The sequence below is a fragment of the Cupriavidus sp. KB_39 genome, assembly GCF_052114485.1.
Classification (GTDB): Bacteria; Pseudomonadota; Gammaproteobacteria; order Burkholderiales; family Burkholderiaceae; genus Cupriavidus.
The window spans coordinates 159,012-174,705 of sequence record NZ_JBFREV010000008.1 but is presented as its reverse complement, the minus strand read 5'-3'; the positions used below and the strand labels follow the sequence as shown (position 1 = coordinate 174,705).

Here is a 15,694-nt window from a genome sequence, read left to right as displayed (position 1 = left end):
TTCAGCCATGAAAGCTGCGGTATTCCATCGTCCCGGCCAACCCCTCAGTATCGAGGACATCGCCATCGCCAAGCCCGGCCCGCGCGAGGTGCTGATTCGCACCCGCGCCGTCGGCGTCTGCCATTCCGACCTCCATTTCGTCGACGGCGTGTTTCCGCACCCGGCGCCGGTGGTGCTGGGCCATGAGGCCGCCGGCGTGGTCGAGCAGGTGGGCTCGGAGGTGCGCACCGTCAAGCCGGGCGACCACGTGGTGACCTGCCTGTCGGTCTACTGCGGCCACTGCGAGCACTGCCTGACCGGGCACCTGTCGCTGTGCGAGTCCCCCGACACCCGCCGGTCCAAGGGCGACGAGCCGCGCCTGGCCTACCAGCACAAGCCRATGCCGCAGTTCGCCAACCTGTCGGCCTTCGCCGAGCAGATGCTGGTGCACGAACACGCCTGCGTGGCGATCCGGCGCGACATGCCGCTGGACCGCGCCGCGCTGATCGGCTGCGCCATCACCACGGGCACCGGCGCGGTGGTCAACACCGCCAAGGTGGCGCCCGGCGAGACGGTTGCCGTGATCGGCTGCGGCGGCATCGGGCTGGCCGCGATCAACGGCGCGGCGCTGGCCGGCGCCGGGCGGATCATCGCCATCGACATGCTCGACAGCAAGCTGGAACTGGCGCGGCAGTTCGGCGCCACGGACCTGATCCAGGCGAAGGACATCGACGTGGTCGCGGCCGTGCGGGAGCTGACCGGGCAGGGCGTGCACCACGCTTTCGAGTGCATCGGCCTGAAAGCCACTGCCGAGCAGGCCTTCGGCATGCTGCGGCGCGGTGGCACCGCCACCGTCATCGGCATGATCAAGCCGGGCACCAAGCTGGAGATCGATCCSTTCCATCTGCTGTACGAGCGCCGCATCCAGGGCTCGATGATGGGGTCCAACCGCTTTCCGGTGGATATGCCGCGCCTCGTCGATTTCTACATGGCGGGCAAGCTCCATCTCGACCAGATGATTTCACGCCGCCTGCGGCTCGAGCAGATCAACGARGCCTTCGACGAGCTGCGGCGCGGCGAACTGGCGCGCTCGGTGATCGTGTTCGACAGCTAAACCGCCCCGCACGTCCGCGCGGGGCTGCATTCCCACGACGATAAAACGAGGAGACAACCATGCAACCTGCAGCAACCGCCGTCGCCGAAGACGCGCCCCCCGCGCGGACCCCCGCCCAGGACACCGAAGCCTGGCCGTTTGGCGTGCGCCGYTCCACCCCGACGATCGGCGCCGAGATCACCGGCATCGACTTCGCCCGGCCGCTCGATGAAGAGACCCACCTCGCCCTGCGCCGCGCGCTGCTGCTGTACAAGGTGCTGTTCTTCCGCGACCAGCACATCACGCCGGCGCAGCACGTGGCCGCCGCGCGCCGATTCGGCGAGCTGGAGGTCCATCCGATGATCCCGCACCATCCGGAGCACCCGGAGCTGGTGGTGTTCGGCCGTGACGGCAGCGCGCGTGGCCGCGAAAACCTCTACCACTCCGACGTGACGTGGCGCCAGGTGCCGTCGATGGGCTCGATGCTGCGCTGCGTGAGCTGCCCGGAGGTGGGTGGCGACACCATCTGGGTGAACATGGTGGCGGCGTACGAGAACCTGCCGGACGAGGTCAAGACGAAGATCGCCCGACTGCGCGCGGTGCATGACGCCATGCCGACCTTCGGCCAGGCCCTCTCYGACGCCAAGGTCGAGGAACTGCGCAAGCTGTATCCGCCGATGGTGCATCCGGTGGTGCGCACCCATCCGGAGACTGGCGAGAAGATCCTGTTTGTCAATGAAGGCTTCACCACCCATTTCGACAACTTCAGCAAGGTGCAGCCGTACCGCATCGGCTCTGATTTCCGTCCCGCAGAGCTGGACCTGCTGCAATACCTGTTCCGCCAGGCCGCCGCGCCCGAGTATCAGGTGCGCCTGAAGTGGGAGCCGGACACCATCGCGCTGTGGGACAACCGCTCCACGCAGCACTATGCGGTGCAGGACTACTTCCCGGCGCCGCGCCATATGAACCGCGCCACCATCATCGGCGACCGCCCGGTCTGAGCGCGCGGGGCAGGGAATGAAAAACGGGGCGCATGCCGCAGTGGCATGCGCCCCGTTCTCATTGGAGCGTGGGGATCAGAACCCGCCGCGCCCACCGCCGCAGATGATGGTCTGGCCGGTGACGTAGTCGGACTCGGGGATGCAGAACATGAAGACCGAACCGGCGGCTTCCTCGGGCGTGCCCGGGCGGCCCAGTGCGATTTCCTTGCTGGCCTGCACGATGCGGTCCGGGTTCACGCCGACCTTGATGTCGCGCCCTTCGATGCTGACGGTCTTCTCTTCGGCGGTCGGCTCGGTCAGGCGCGTGGCGATGAAGCCGAACGCCACGCAATTCACGTTGACCTTCATGCGGCCCCACTCGCGGGCCAACGTCTTGGTCATGCCCATCACGCCGGCCTTGGCGGCCGAGTAGTTGACCTGGCCGGCGTTGCCCTGCGTGCCGGAGGTCGACGAGATATTGACCACCTTGCGGAACACCTCGCGGCCGTCCGCCGCCTCGGCCTTGCTGGCCTCGCGGAAGTACGGCTGGGCGGCGCGCAGCAGGTTGAAGGGCGCCTTGAGGTGGCAGTCAAGAATCGCGTCCCACTGCTCGTCGCTCATCTTCTGGATCACGTTGTCCCAGGTGTAGCCGGCGTTGTTGACGATGATGTCGATGCCGCCGAACGATTCCAGCGTGGCCTTGACGAGGCGGTCGCCGAAGTCCGGCGCCGTGACGTTGCACGGAAAGGCCAACGCMTGGCCGCCGGCGGCGCGGATCTCCGCCACGACTTCGTTGGCCGGGGCGGCGTCGAGGTCGTTGACGACCACGCTGGCGCCCTCATTGGCGAATTTCAGCGCGATGCAGCGGCCGATGCCGCGTCCCGCACCGGTGACGATGGCGACCTTGCCTTCCAGTTTCCTGCTCATGGTGTGACTCCTCTTGTCTCTTGTAGATGGGTAGCGTCAGTTCTTGCCGTACAGCGTGACCACGCACGCGCCGCCAAGACCGAGGTTGTGTTGCAGGGCCAGGCGCGCGCCTTCCACCTGGCGCTTGTCGGCCGTGCCGCGTAGCTGATGGGTCAGTTCGTAGCACTGGGCCAGCCCGGTGGCGCCGAGCGGGTGCCCCTTCGAGAGCAGGCCGCCGGACGGGTTGGTCACGACCTTGCCGCCATAGGTGTTGTCGCCGTCCATCACGAACTTCTCGCCCTCGCCGGTGGGGCAGAAGCCGAGCGCCTCGTAGCTCAGCAGCTCGTTCTGGGCGAAGCAGTCGTGCAACTCGCATACGTCGATGTCCTGCGGGCCGATGCCGGCACGCTCGTACACCTGCTTGGCGGCGGCGCGGGCCATATGGCCGCCGACGTAGCTGATCATCGAGGGCGGATCGAACGATTCCACCGGGTCCGTCGTCATCGACTGGGCCACGATGACCACATCCGAACGCAGGTTGTGCTTGCGGGCAAAGCGCTCCGAGACGATCAGCGCGGCGGCGGCGCCGCACGTCGGCGGGCAGGCCATCAGGCGGGTCATCACGCCGGGCCACATCACCTTGTCGTTCATCACGTCTTCGGTGGTCAGCACGTTGCGGAACAGCGCCAGGGGGTTGTTGGCGGCGTGGCGGCTGGCCTTGGCGCGGATGGCGGCAAAGGTCTCCATGCGCGTGCCGTAGCGCTGCATGTGCTCGCGGCCCGCGCCGCCGAAGCTGCGCAGGGCCTGGGGAATGTCCGTGACGTCCTCGGTCAGCTTCTTCAGGATCGGCTGGAAACGCGCGCGCGTGGGCGGGCGGTCGTCCCAGTGGGACTTCAGCGCGCCGGCCTGCATCTGCTCGAAGCCGAGCGCCAGCACGCAGTCGGCATCGCCCAGCGCCACGGCCTGGCGGGCCAGGTACAGCGCGGTGGAACCCGTCGAGCAGTTGTTGTTGACGTTGACGATGGGAATGCCGGTCAGGCCCACCTCGTACAGCGCGGTCTGGCCGCAGGTGGAGTCGCCGTAGACGTACCCCGCATAAGCCTGCTGGACCAGCTCGTAGCCGATGCCGGCATCGGCCAGCGCGCGGCGCACGGCTTCGGCGCCCATGTCGGTGTAGCTGGCGCTCGCGCCGGGCTTGGCGAACGGGATCATGCCCACGCCGCCGATGATGACTTTCTCGCTCATATCTATCCTCTCTCTATAGGGGGGAGCCGCCCGCCGTTACAGCTTGCGGGCAATCAGGTCGCGCATGACCTCGTTGGCGCCGCCCACCACGCGTGAGACGCGGTAGTCGGTAAAGGCCCGCGCGATGGGGTACTCGAGCATGTAGCCGTAGCCGCCATGGAGCTGGACCATATCGTCCAGACACTTCCACAGCGTCTCGGTGGCGTGCATCTTGGCGATGGCCGCCTCGTTCACGGTCAGCTTGCGGCGCAGGTGCTCGCCGAGGTAGTAGTCGACCATGGTGCGGATGGCCACGGCATGCGCCTTGGCGTCGGCCAGCTTGAAACGGGTGTTCTGGAAGTCCCAGATCGTGCCGCCGAAGGCCTTGCGCTCCTTCACATAGTCCACCGTGATGCCAAGCAGGCGCTCCAGCGCCACGGCGGCGTAGAGCGCGATGATCAGGCGCTCCTGGGCCAGCTCCTGCATCAGGTAGCCGAAGCCCTGGTTCACCTCGCCCAGCAGGTTGCTGGCCGGCACGCGTACGTTGTCGAAGAACAGTTCGGCGGTGTCCGCGGCGGGCTGGCCCACCTTGTGGAGCTTGCGGCCCCGGCGGAAGCCCTCGCGGTTGGTCTCCACCATGATCAGGCTGACACCCTTGGCGCCGGCCGCCGGATCGGTCTTGCAGATCACCATGATCATGTCGGCGCTCGTGCCGTTCGAGATGAACGTCTTGCTGCCGTTGATGACCCACTCGTCCCCATTCCGGACTGCCGTGGTGCGGCAGGCCTTGACGTCGGAGCCGCCGCCGGGCTCGGTGATCGCCACGGCGAGGATGGTCTTGCCGGCGCAGATGTCGGGCAGCCAGCGCTGCTTCTGTTCCTCGGTGCCCAGCCGCGCGATGTAGGGCGCGACGATGTCCGAGTGCAGGGAAAACCCCGAACCCGAGATCCCGGCGCGGTGCGTTTCCTCGAGCACGACCGCCGAGTGGCCGAAATCGCCGCCGCCGCCGCCGTATTCGGTGGGGATGGCCACGCAGAGCAGTCCTTCGCGGCCGGCCTTCAGCCAGCTCTCGCGGTCCACGCGGCCGTCCGCGTCCCACTGCGCCTGGCGCGGGGCGCATTCGCGCTCGAAGAAGCGCCGCGCGCTCTCACGGAGCATTTCGTGGTCTTCACGGAAAACGGTACGGGTTACTTCCACGGCACACCTCCTCTTCTGGTTATGGTCGGCGCGGCGTTGGGGGCACGCGCGGCCTGACGGAGATGATGGAGGGGGGGAAGGGGGGTGCGGCCTCCCCGGTTTGGGGAGGGGCGCGGCGCCGGGAGGCAGGGCGGTGGCGACTACCCGATTCGGGGAGGGGTGGTGCGCAATGCGGCCCCGCATCATTTCGCTCACCGCAGGCAGCCCGGGAGCCGCCAGGCGCTTGTCAATTCCGAACAGGAGAGTCTTCGTGGAAGTCGTTCGTAATGTTTATCGTGAAGATCACGAGCAGTTCCGCACCACCGTGCGCCGTTTCCTCGAGCGTGAATGTCTGCCGCGTCAGGAATCCTGGCTGGCCGACGGCATCGTCGACCGCGAGACCTGGCTGAAGGCCGGGCGCGAAGGCTTGCTGGGCACGTCCCTGCCGGAAGAGTATGGCGGTGGCGGTGGCGACTTCGGCCACGCGGCGATCATCGCCGAGGAAATGGCCGACGTGGGCGTCAGCGTGAGCTTCGGCCTGCATTCGGACATCGTCGCGCCCTACATCGCGCGGCTGGGCACGGAGGAGCAGAAGCAGCGCTGGCTGCCCGGCGTCTGCGCCGGCGAGACCATTCTCGCCGTGGCGATCACCGAGCCCGGCGGCGGCTCCGACGTCAAGGCCTGCCGCACCACGGCGGTCCGGGACGGCGACGAGTGGGTCATCAACGGCAGCAAGACCTTCATCTCCAACGGCTTTATCTCGGACATGGTGATGGTGATCTGCAAGACCGATCCCGCCGCCGGCGCCAAGGGCGTGAGCCTGATCATGGTGGAGACCAACCGCGAGGGCTTCCGCCGGGGCCGCAAGCTCCACAAGGTGGGCATGCACTCGCAGGACACCGCCGAGCTGTTCTTCGACAACGTGCGCGTGCCGGCCAGCAACCTGCTGGGCGAGGTCAACAAGGGCTTCGGCTACCTGATGCACGACCTGGCGCAGGAGCGCTTCATCATCGCCGTGGGCGCCGCCTCCAAGCTGGAGCGTCTGCTCGCCCAGACCGTCGAGTATGTGAAGGATCGCAAGGCCTTCGGCGGCACGATCTGGGACTTCCAGAACACCAAGTTCAAGCTCGCCGATATCAAGGCGAATGCCGTGGCGCTGCGCACGATGGTGGACTACTWCCTCGGCGAGCACATGCGCCGGGGCCTCTCGGGCGAGGAAGCCGCGATCGCCAAGCTGTACTCGACGGAGGTGCTGTGGAAGTGCATCGACGACATGGTGCAGCTGCACGGCGGCTACGGCTACATGCTTGAGTACCCGATCGCCCGGGCGTTCGTGGACATGCGCATCGCCCGCGTCTATGGCGGATCCAATGAAGTCATGCGTGARCTCATCACGCGCAAGATGTAAGCACAACAAGACCAGCGAGGAGACAAGGCAATGTCAAAGCATGCAGTGGTTGCCGGGGTCGGCATGATCCCGTTCAAGAAGCCGGGCCAGAGCGAGTCGTACAGCGTGATGGGTGCCACGGCGGCGAAGCTGGCGCTCGAGGATGCGGGCCTGCCGTACGACAAGATCCRGCAGGCCTTCGTCGGCTACGTCTATGGCGATTCCACCTGCGGCCARGCCGCGCTGTACAAGGTGGGCGTGACGGGCATTCCCATCGTCAACGTCAACAACAACTGCTCGACCGGCTCCAGCGCGCTGTTCCTGGCGCGCCAGGCCGTGGAGTCGGGCGCGGTGGAATGCGCGCTGGCGCTGGGCTTCGAATTCATGCAGCCGGGCGCGCTCAAGGGCAAGTGGGATGACCGCGAGGGTCCGCTCGATGGCTTCACCGCGATTGGCGGCCACCTGATCCAGGACGCCGTGGATGCCGGCGTACCGCGCGCGCTGACGCTGTTCGGCGGCGCCGGCCGCGAGCATATGGAGCAGTACGGCACCAAGCTGGAGACCTTCGCCCGAATCCGCGCCAAGGCCAGCCGTCACGCCGCCAACAACCCGCTCGCTGTGTTCCGCGACGTGGTGACGCCGGAAGACGTGATGAACGAGAAGGTGATGTGGCCGGGCGTGATGACGCGCTCGATGGCCTGCCCGCCGACGTGCGGCGCGGCYGCCGCCATCGTCTGTACCGARGCSTTCGCGCGCAAGCACAACCTGCGTACCGACGTGCGCATCCTGGCGCAGTCGATGACCACCGACGTGCCGGACAGCTTCGCGCCGCCGTCGATGATCCGCCTGGTGGGCTTCCACATGGCGCAGAACGCCGCCAAGGCCGTCTACGAGCAGGCTGGCGTGAGCCCGTCCGATATCCAGGTCTGCGAGCTGCACGACTGCTTCGCGCACAACGAGCTGCTGACCTATGAGTCGCTCGGGTTCGCCAAGGTGGGCGAGGCCGAGAAGATGGTGATGGACGGCGACAACACCTACGGCGGCAAGGTCGTCACCAATCCGTCGGGCGGCCTGCTCTCCAAGGGCCATCCGCTGGGCGCGACGGGYCTCGCCCAGTGCTACGAACTGACCAACCAGCTGCGCGGCACGGCCGACAAGCGYCAGGTGGAGAACGTGCAGCTCGCGCTGCAGCACAACCTCGGCCTGGGCGGCGCCTGCGTGGTGACGCTCTACGGCCGCGGCTGAACCGTCCAATCGAAGAGGAGACAAGAACATGGCAGACAAGAGCATGATCGGGCTCGGCCTGGGCAAGGGCTCGATCGAGGTCGAGAAGGGGCGCCTGCGCTTCTTCGCCAAGGCCATCGGCGAGACCGATGCGATCTACACCGACGAAGCCGCCGCGCGGGATGCCGGGCATCCCACGCTGCCGGTGCCGCCGACCTTCCTGATGTGCCTGAACAGCGACGTCTCGGCAGGCGTGGACCGCATGGGCCTCCTGAAGCTGGACCTCGCGCGCATCCTGCACGCCGAGCAGGCGTTCGACTATCACCAGATGGCCTACGCCGGCGACACGCTGCATTTCGAAACCACCGTGACCGATGTGTACGACAAGAAGGACGGCGCGCTGCACTTCGTGGTCAACACGACGCGTGTGACCAACCAACGTGGCGAGCACGTGGCCGACATGCGCGGCACGCTCGTGGAACGCCGTGGCTAAGGAGACAACGACCATGCAAGCCCCCCGTTTCAACGATGTGAAGGTTGGCGACCAACTCCCGCCGCTGGCCCTGCCGGCGATCAACCGCACCACGCTGGCGCTGTACTGCGGCGCCTCCGGCGACCACAACCCGATCCACATCGATCTGGACTTCGCCCGCAAGGCGCGCATGCCGGACGTGTTCGCGCACGGCATGCTCTCCGCCGCCTACCTGGGCCGCCTGCTGACCGGCTGGGTGCCGCAGACGCAGGTGCGCAATGTGGCCATCCGCTTCACCGGCATCACGCACCTGGGCAATCAGCCCACCTGCACCGGCGTGGTGACCGAGAAATTCGAGGCCGATGGCGAGCAGCGCGTGAAGGTGGCGCTGCGCTGCGCCAACCAGTATGGCGAGGACAAGCTGCTGGGCGAAGCCATCGTCGCCCTGAAGTAAGCCGGCTCCCCATCGCACCCCAGACGAATCGATACAGGAAGAACAGACATGAGCAAACTCGCAGGCAAGTCCGCCATCGTCACCGGCTCGGGCCGTGGCATTGGCCGTGAAGTGGCGCTGAAGCTGGCATCCGAAGGTGCCCGCGTGGTGGTGAACGACCTGGATGCCGATCCGGCCGCCGAAGTGGTGGAGCTGATCCGCGCGCAGGGTGGCGAAGCCGTGGCATGCGTCGGCAGCGTCACTGCTCCCGATTTCGCCGACCGCCTGGTCAAGACAGCCGTCGAGCACCACAAGGGCATCGACATCATCATCAACAATGCCGGCTACACCTGGGACAACGTCATCCAGAAGATGACCGATGAGCAGTGGTATGCCATCCTTGACTGCCACCTGACCGCGCCGTTCCGCATCCTGCGCGCCGCCCAGCCGGTGATCAGCGCCGCTGCCAAGGCCGAAGCGGCCGAGGGCCGCGAGGTGTTCCGCAAGATCGTCAATATCTCGTCCGGCGCGGCTGGCGGCAACCCGGGCCAGTCGAACTACTCGGCAGCCAAGGCCGGCATCCTGGGCATGACCAAGACCCTGGCCAAGGAATGGGGCCGCCTCAAGGTCAACGTGAACGCAGTGGCCTTCGGCCTGATCGAAACGCGCCTGACGCAGGCACTGGCCGGCGACCAGAGCAAGACCGTCACCATCGAAGGCCGGGAGATCAAGGTCGGTGTGCAGCAGGCGATGCTCGACGGCGTGAGCCGCATGACGCCGCTGGGCCGCGCCGGCAAGCCGGAAGAAGCGGCTGGCGCCGTGTATCTGTTCTGCACGCCGGAGTCGAACTTCCTGTCCGGGCAGGTCGTCTACTGCGGTGGTGGCCCCGGCGGCAATTTCTAAGCCCGGCTGCACCCGGAAGACCCACAGAGCGGCCCGACAAGAGGCCGCTACCGCCCCTCTCGGTTGGTGACGGAGACACATCGCATGTACATGACACAATCGCTGCACAGATCGCTGCAGCAACGGCCGGACAAGACGGCCGTGCGTTTCCAGGGCCGCAGCCAGACCTATGCCGAACTGGCCGACCGCGTGGCGCGGCTGGCCGGCGCGCTGAAGAAGCTCGGCGTGACCGACGGCGAGCGCGTGGCGATGTTCTCGCTCAATTCGGCCCGCTATATCGAGTACTACATGGCCGTGCCGTGGGCCGGCGCGGCGCTCAATCCGGTGAACACGCGCTGGAGCGCGGCCGAGATCCTGTATTCGTTCAATGACTCGGGCACCGCCGTCCTGATCGTCGACGACCCCTTCACGGTCGTCGCCCGCAAGGTGGCCGCCGAATGCCCGACGTTGCGCCACGTCATCTACGCCGGCGACGGTGAGACGCCCGAGGGCATGCTGAACTACGAGGCACTGGTCGCCGACAGTGAGCCGGTGGAGGACGCCTACCGCCACGGCGACGACCTGGCCGGCATCTTCTACACGGGCGGCACCACGGGCTTCCCGAAGGGCGTGATGCTCAGCCACACGAACCTCGTTTCCTCGGCTTGCAACCAGCCGATGACGGGCACTTTCGACGAAACCATCGTGATGCTGCACGTCATGCCGATGTTCCACCTGGCGTGTTTCGCGGCGATCAACGCCGTCTTCCTGGTCGGTGGCACGCACGTGCCGATGACGGCTTTCGATCCGGGCCAGATGCTGGAGACCATTGCGCGCGACCGCGTGACCTCGGTGCTGCTGGCGCCGACCATGATCCAGATGGGGCTCGACTGGCGCGAACAGAATCCGCAGCGCTCGGCCGATCTCGACCTGTCGTCGCTCGGCCTGATCCGCTACGGCGCTTCGCCGATGACGCCCGCGCTGCTGGCCCGTACCCGGGCCGCGTTCCCGAACGCGCAGTTCGCGCAGGGCTATGGCATGACCGAATTGGCGCCRGTGGCCACGCTGCTCGGCCCCGAGTATCACAGYGAGGCCGCCCTGGCGAGCGGCAAGATGCACTCGGTGGGACGCCCCGCGCCGATGGTGGAAGTGAAGATCGTCGACCAGCAGGGCCGCGAGGTGCCGCGCGGCACGGTGGGGGAGATCGCCGTGCGCGGCCCCAACGTGATGCTCGGCTACTGGAACCAGCCGGAAGCGACCGCGGAGGCCGTGCGCAACGGCTGGATGCATACCGGCGACGGCGGCTACATGGACACGGACGGCTTCGTGTTCCTGGTCGACCGCATGAAGGACATGATCATCAGCGGTGGCGAGAACGTCTATTCCGCCGAGGTGGAGCGCGCGCTGGCGAGCCACCCGGCGGTGGCGCAAGTCGCCGTGATCGGCGTGCCGCACGAGAAGTGGGGCGAGTCCGTGCATGCGGTGGTGGTGCTGAAGGCGGGTGCGGAAGCCACGCTCGAGTCGATCCAGAACCATTGCCGGGAGCTGATCGCGGGGTAYAAGATCCCGCGCAGCGCCGAGTTCGTCGACGGCCTGCCGCTGTCCAGCGTCGGCAAGGTGCTCAAGAACGAGCTGCGCAAACGCCACTGGAAGTCGTAGACGTCGATGGTCGCGTCTCCCTGCATCCTGCCCAAGATCGTGCCGCCGCGCCCCGCAAGCGACGCGATCTCGCGCGATCGGCTGATCGGCCGGCTGCAGGCCGCCAGCGACCGCAAGCTGGTGCTGCTCACGGGCGGCGCCGGCTTCGGCAAGACGACGCTGATGGCGCAGTGGCGCCAGCGGCTCGACAAGGCCGGCGCGCGCGTGGCCTGGCTCACGCTGGCCATGCAGGATGGCGCATTGCCGACGTTCCGCGCCATTCTGGCCGGGGCGCTCGGGCACGCGGGCCTCGCCATCGAGGCTGGCGAAGGCGGGGAGGGTGGGGAGGGCAGCGAGGCGTTGATCGCGTCGCTGCTGGAAGTGCTCGCGCGCACGCCGGCCGACCTGTACCTGATGATCGACGATTTCCATCATGTGCAGGACCCCGCCACGCTGACGCTGGTGCAGGCGTTGACCGACGCCATCCTGCCCGGCCTGCATCTGGTGATCGCCTCGCGCACCGTGCCTGCGTTGCGGCTCGGGCGCCTGCGGGCCATGGAAGAGTTCGTGGAAATCGACGGGGCCGAACTGACGTTCGACTTCGACGAGACGGCGGCTTTCCTGACGGCGCGTGCCGGCGTGCCGGCCAATGCCGAGGTGGCGCGGCAGGTGCACGAGATTACCGAAGGCTGGCCGGTGGGCGTACGGCTGGCGGGCCGCACGCGCGACGCCGCCTGCGATAGCGCCGGCGATATGCCGGCCCGCGTGGGCGACGGCGGCAACCTGGAGGCTTACCTGTCGGAGGAGGTCATCGACGAACTGCCGGCCGAGTTGCTCGACTTCATGCTGCATGTGTCGGTGCTGCGCAGCTTCCAGGCTGACCTCGCGGCATTCGTCACCAGCCGCGACGATGCCGCGACCCTGATCGACCAGATTCTGGGGCGCCACGTGTTCCTGCGGCGCGTGGACCGCCGCGACGATCTGGCGTGGTATCGCTTCCATCCGATGTTCGTCGCCTACCTGGACAAGCGCCGGGCGCAGGCGGGCATCGACCCGAAGCCACTGCACCGCCGCGCGGCGCTCTGGTTYGTGCAGCAGGGGCGGTTCGCCGACGCGATGCGCAGCGCCGCGCTCTGCGACGACCTGGAGCTTGCCACGCARCTGGTCGATGGCGGGCTGCCGCCGGCGCATTCGCTGGCGCACCTCGGCGTGGTGGCGCGCTGGACCGAAAGCGTAGGCGGCAACCGCATGGCGGCCCATCCGCGCCTGTTGCGCATGGGCGCGTGGGCGTCCGCGCTGACCGCGCGCATGGACCTTGCCGAACGCTGGCTCACGCGTCTGGAGACCACGGCGGAAGCCGACGGCCTGGCCGAAGACCCCATCGAGCTGCGCCATCGGCTGCTGCTGCGCGCCGTGCTGGCCACCCATGGCGACGACGAGCCCAGCGCGCGCGCCGCCTTGCAGGGGCTGGATGCGATCCCGGCGCGGTCGCTGCCGGGTGGGCTGGAGGATGTTGAACTGGCGGTGCGCCTGCACTGGCTCTCGGCACAGGGCCACCATCTGGCGGCGCGCTGCCTGTACAGCGCCCCGGCGGCACGCGCCACGCGCACCGGCCGTGGCGAGCTGGCGCTGGTGGCGGCGGCCGCGGCGGCCAACGTGGCGATGCGCGAAGGCAACGCACTCGAGGCGGAGCGCATCGGCGCCGCCGCGCTGCGCCGCGCGCGGACCATCCACGGCAGCGGGGCGCTCTGCGCGACCCTTTGCGCCGGCGTGGTGGCGCAGGCATGGTTCGAACTCGACCGCCTGGACGAGGCGTACGCCGCGCTGGCGGCGTGCCGGGTGCGCCTGCGCGGGGCCTCGGCGGAACTGAAGGTGCGCGCCGCGCGCGTCTTCGGCCGCATCCAGGCCCTGCGCGAGGCCCCGCAGGATGCGCTCGCCTACTTCACGCGCGCGGAGGCGCATTTCCGGGCGACGGGCATGGATCGCGGCGTGGTGGCAATGGTCGCCGAACAGCAGCGGCTGGTGCTGTCYTATGGCGACCGCCGTCACGCGCAGGCCCTGCAGGCGGTGCTCGACGGCTACGCGGCACGGCATCCGGGCGATGGCATTCACGATGTGGAGATTGGCGCGACGGCGGCGTTGGGACGCGCGCGGCTGGCGCTGGCGCAGGACGCTCCGCAGGAGGCGCTGTCCGCGCTGGAGACGCTGCGACGGTTTGCTGCCGTGCGCGGGTGCGAGCGCCTGCAGGCCGTGGCCGACCTGCTACAAGCCCGCGCGCTTGAAGCGCTGGGCCGCAGCGCACAGGCCCAGGCTTGCGCGCAGTCGGCCGTGGCCACGTGCTACCGGCTMGGGCTCCATCGCACCTTGATCGAGGAGGGCGCCGGCCTGCACCCGATGCTGCTGCGCGCCGCCACGCATGGTGGCGCGGCGCTGGTCGACCACGTGCGCGCGCTGCTGGGCGAGTCGGGCGGTGTCTCGGCGCCAGCCATGGCCCCCGCGCCCGTTTCGACCGTTTCGACAGTTTCGACCGCTTTGCCCGCCTCACCCCCGCCGGCACCCGCCGCGCCGGTGCGCACCATCGCCGCCACGCCGGGACTCACCCGGCGCGAACAGGAGGTGCTTGCGCTGCTCGAACAGTCCATGTCGAACAAGCGGATTGCGCTGACGCTGAACATCAGCGTGCAGACGGTCAAGTGGAACCTCAAGAAGATCTTCGTCAAGCTGCAGGTGACCAGCCGCTACGAAGCCATCGTCGCGGCCCGCAAGCTCGCCACCTGCGAGCAGTGAGCCGGGCATCCTCGTTTCAAACACCCGAAGTCCAACCCTCAGGGAGACACAGCGCATGTATCAGCTCGACCATTTCTATATTGGCGGCCAATGGGTGGCGCCAGCGGCGGGCGCCGGCCGCTTCGACATCGTCAATCCGGCCACCGAGGCGGTGATTGGCCACGTGGCCATGGGCGGCGCGGCCGATGTCGATGCCGCCGTGGCGGCGGCCCGGGCGGCCTTCCCGGCCTGGTCGGCCACCACCCGCGAAGCCCGCGTGGACGTGCTGACGCGGCTGATCGCGCTGTACAAGACGCGCATGGACGATATCGCGCTGGCCATCCACCACGAGATTGGCGCGCCGCAATGGCTGTGCAAGGTCAAGCAGGCGCCGCTCGGCCTGCAGATGCTGGAGTCGGCGCTGGCCGCGCTGAAGGAAGCGGACTTTACCCGGCAGCTGGGTGGCACCGAGGTGGTCAGCGAGCCGATTGGCGTGGCCGCGCTGATCACGCCGTGGAACTGGCCGGTGACGACGATCGCCACCAAGGTGGGTTCGGCGCTGGCGGCGGGGTGCACGGTGGTGCTGAAGCCGTCGGAGCTGGCGCCGCTCGATGCGCGGATCTTCGCCGAGATCGTGCACGCAGCCGAGGTGCCGGCGGGGGTCTTCAATATGGTCTATGGCGATGGGCCGRCGGTCGGCGCGGCGCTGTCGCGCCATCATGACGTCGATGTGATCTCGATTACAGGCTCCACGCGGGCCGGGATCGAGGTGGCGGCGGCKGCCGCCGGCACGGTCAAGCGCGTGCTCCAGGAGTTGGGCGGCAAGTCGGCCAACGTGATTCTGGACGATGCGGACCTGCGCGCGGCGGTCTCGGACGGCGTGATCAGCTGCATGATCAACTCCGGCCAGACCTGCGTGGCGCCTACGCGTATGCTGGTGCCGCGCCATCTGCACGAGCAGGTCGTGGCCATCGCGGGGGCCACGGTCGCCGCGCTGAAGGTGGGCGACCCGACGCAGCCCGACAGCAAGGTCGGTTCGATGGCCAAYCGGGCCCAGTTCGAGAAGGTCCAGCGCCTGATCGGCATTGGCATCGAGGAGGGCGGGCAGGTGGTGGCGGGGGGYGTCGGCCGGCCCGAAGGGCTGGCGTCGGGCTATTTCGTGCGGCCGACCGTCTTCGCCAACGTCCGCAACGACGCCACCGTGGCGCGCGAGGAGATCTTCGGCCCGGTGCTGGCGATCATTCCTTATGACTCGGAGGAAGAGGCGATTGCCATCGCCAACGACACCGAATATGGGCTCGCCGCCTATGTCTGGTCGGGCGATCCGGCCCGGGCGCGCCGCGTGGCGGGACGTCTGCAGGCTGGCATGGTGCGGATCAACGGCGCCCAGCCGCACAGCGGCGCGCCATTCGGCGGATACAAGCGGTCTGGCAATGGCCGCGAGTTCGGCAGCTACGGGCTGGCTGAATATATGGAAGTCAAGGCCATCGCGGCCTGACTGGCGCCTGCTCCGGGTCTGGCGCCGGCTGGCGTC

At 68.1% G+C, this 15,694-nt stretch carries 13 protein-coding genes; 10 read left to right on the top strand and 3 right to left on the bottom strand.

Translation table 11 applies throughout. The features are described from left to right. Positions 1-7: 7 nt before the first annotated feature. Together AB4Z27_RS09035 and AB4Z27_RS09030 are read left to right on the top strand one after the other, a co-directional pair. On the top strand, positions 8-1,093 hold the full coding sequence (locus AB4Z27_RS09035; RefSeq protein ID WP_092297031.1) for a Zn-dependent alcohol dehydrogenase: 1,086 nt from the start codon (positions 8-10) through the stop codon (positions 1,091-1,093). A gap of 59 nt (positions 1,094-1,152) precedes the next feature. Next, on the top strand, positions 1,153-2,073 hold the full coding sequence (locus tag AB4Z27_RS09030; RefSeq protein WP_092297033.1) for a TauD/TfdA dioxygenase family protein: 921 nt from the start codon (positions 1,153-1,155) through the stop codon (positions 2,071-2,073). Between the two features lie 75 nt (positions 2,074-2,148). On the opposite strand, the gene AB4Z27_RS09025 is transcribed toward AB4Z27_RS09030, so the two are convergent. The 3 genes from AB4Z27_RS09025 to AB4Z27_RS09015 are packed head-to-tail and all read right to left on the bottom strand — an operon-like array spanning position 2,149 to position 5,379. Then, on the bottom strand, positions 2,149-2,979 hold the full coding sequence (locus AB4Z27_RS09025) for an SDR family NAD(P)-dependent oxidoreductase (protein WP_441644295.1): 831 nt from the start codon (positions 2,977-2,979) through the stop codon (positions 2,149-2,151). A 36-nt stretch (positions 2,980-3,015) separates the two neighbouring features. Beyond that, the gene (locus AB4Z27_RS09020; protein ID WP_092297037.1) at positions 3,016-4,203 is read right to left on the bottom strand and encodes a lipid-transfer protein; all 1,188 of its coding nucleotides are present in this window, start codon (positions 4,201-4,203) and stop codon (positions 3,016-3,018) included. A gap of 36 nt (positions 4,204-4,239) precedes the next feature. After that, the gene (locus AB4Z27_RS09015; RefSeq protein ID WP_441644294.1) at positions 4,240-5,379 is read right to left on the bottom strand and encodes an acyl-CoA dehydrogenase family protein; all 1,140 of its coding nucleotides are present in this window, start codon (positions 5,377-5,379) and stop codon (positions 4,240-4,242) included. A gap of 250 nt (positions 5,380-5,629) precedes the next feature. On the opposite strand from AB4Z27_RS09015, the gene AB4Z27_RS09010 reads away from it, so the two are divergent. The 8 genes from AB4Z27_RS09010 (at position 5,630) to AB4Z27_RS08975 (ending at position 15,658) form a co-directional block, all read left to right on the top strand. Further along, positions 5,630-6,766, top strand: coding sequence for an acyl-CoA dehydrogenase family protein (locus AB4Z27_RS09010; RefSeq protein ID WP_441644293.1), 1,137 nt, complete (start codon positions 5,630-5,632; stop codon positions 6,764-6,766). Positions 6,767-6,796: 30 nt separating this feature from the next. Next, a complete protein-coding gene (locus AB4Z27_RS09005) occupies positions 6,797-7,990 on the top strand; it encodes a lipid-transfer protein (protein WP_441644292.1) in 1,194 nt (397 codons plus the stop codon). A 28-nt stretch (positions 7,991-8,018) separates the two neighbouring features. Next, positions 8,019-8,462, top strand: a complete 444-nt coding sequence (locus AB4Z27_RS09000; RefSeq protein WP_441644291.1) for a MaoC family dehydratase N-terminal domain-containing protein — start codon at positions 8,019-8,021, stop codon at positions 8,460-8,462. 13 nt (positions 8,463-8,475) lie between these two features. Beyond that, a complete protein-coding gene (locus AB4Z27_RS08995) occupies positions 8,476-8,895 on the top strand; it encodes a MaoC family dehydratase (protein WP_092297051.1) in 420 nt (139 codons plus the stop codon). 48 nt (positions 8,896-8,943) lie between these two features. Continuing rightward, positions 8,944-9,777, top strand: a complete 834-nt coding sequence (locus tag AB4Z27_RS08990; RefSeq protein ID WP_441592874.1) for an SDR family NAD(P)-dependent oxidoreductase — start codon at positions 8,944-8,946, stop codon at positions 9,775-9,777. 84 nt (positions 9,778-9,861) lie between these two features. Beyond that, positions 9,862-11,415, top strand: a complete 1,554-nt coding sequence (locus AB4Z27_RS08985) for a long-chain-fatty-acid--CoA ligase (RefSeq protein ID WP_092297057.1) — start codon at positions 9,862-9,864, stop codon at positions 11,413-11,415. Positions 11,416-11,421: 6 nt separating this feature from the next. After that, positions 11,422-14,181 carry a LuxR C-terminal-related transcriptional regulator gene (locus tag AB4Z27_RS08980; protein WP_441644290.1) on the top strand — a complete coding sequence of 920 codons (2,760 nt, stop codon included), beginning with the start codon at positions 11,422-11,424 and terminating at the stop codon, positions 14,179-14,181. 55 nt (positions 14,182-14,236) lie between these two features. Then, on the top strand, positions 14,237-15,658 hold the full coding sequence (locus tag AB4Z27_RS08975; RefSeq protein ID WP_441644289.1) for an aldehyde dehydrogenase family protein: 1,422 nt from the start codon (positions 14,237-14,239) through the stop codon (positions 15,656-15,658). Positions 15,659-15,694: the final 36 nt, after the last annotated feature.

Excerpts from the sequence above, each read along its gene's own strand:
- AB4Z27_RS09020 (WP_092297037.1), bottom strand. The coding sequence starts at position 4,203 with ATGAGCGAGAAAGTCATCATCGGCGGCGTGGGCATGATCCCGTTCGCC.
- AB4Z27_RS09000 (WP_441644291.1), top strand. The coding sequence starts at position 8,019 with ATGGCAGACAAGAGCATGATCGGGCTCGGCCTGGGCAAGGGCTCGATC.
- AB4Z27_RS08995 (WP_092297051.1), top strand. The coding sequence starts at position 8,476 with ATGCAAGCCCCCCGTTTCAACGATGTGAAGGTTGGCGACCAACTCCCG.
- AB4Z27_RS08990 (WP_441592874.1), top strand. The coding sequence starts at position 8,944 with ATGAGCAAACTCGCAGGCAAGTCCGCCATCGTCACCGGCTCGGGCCGT.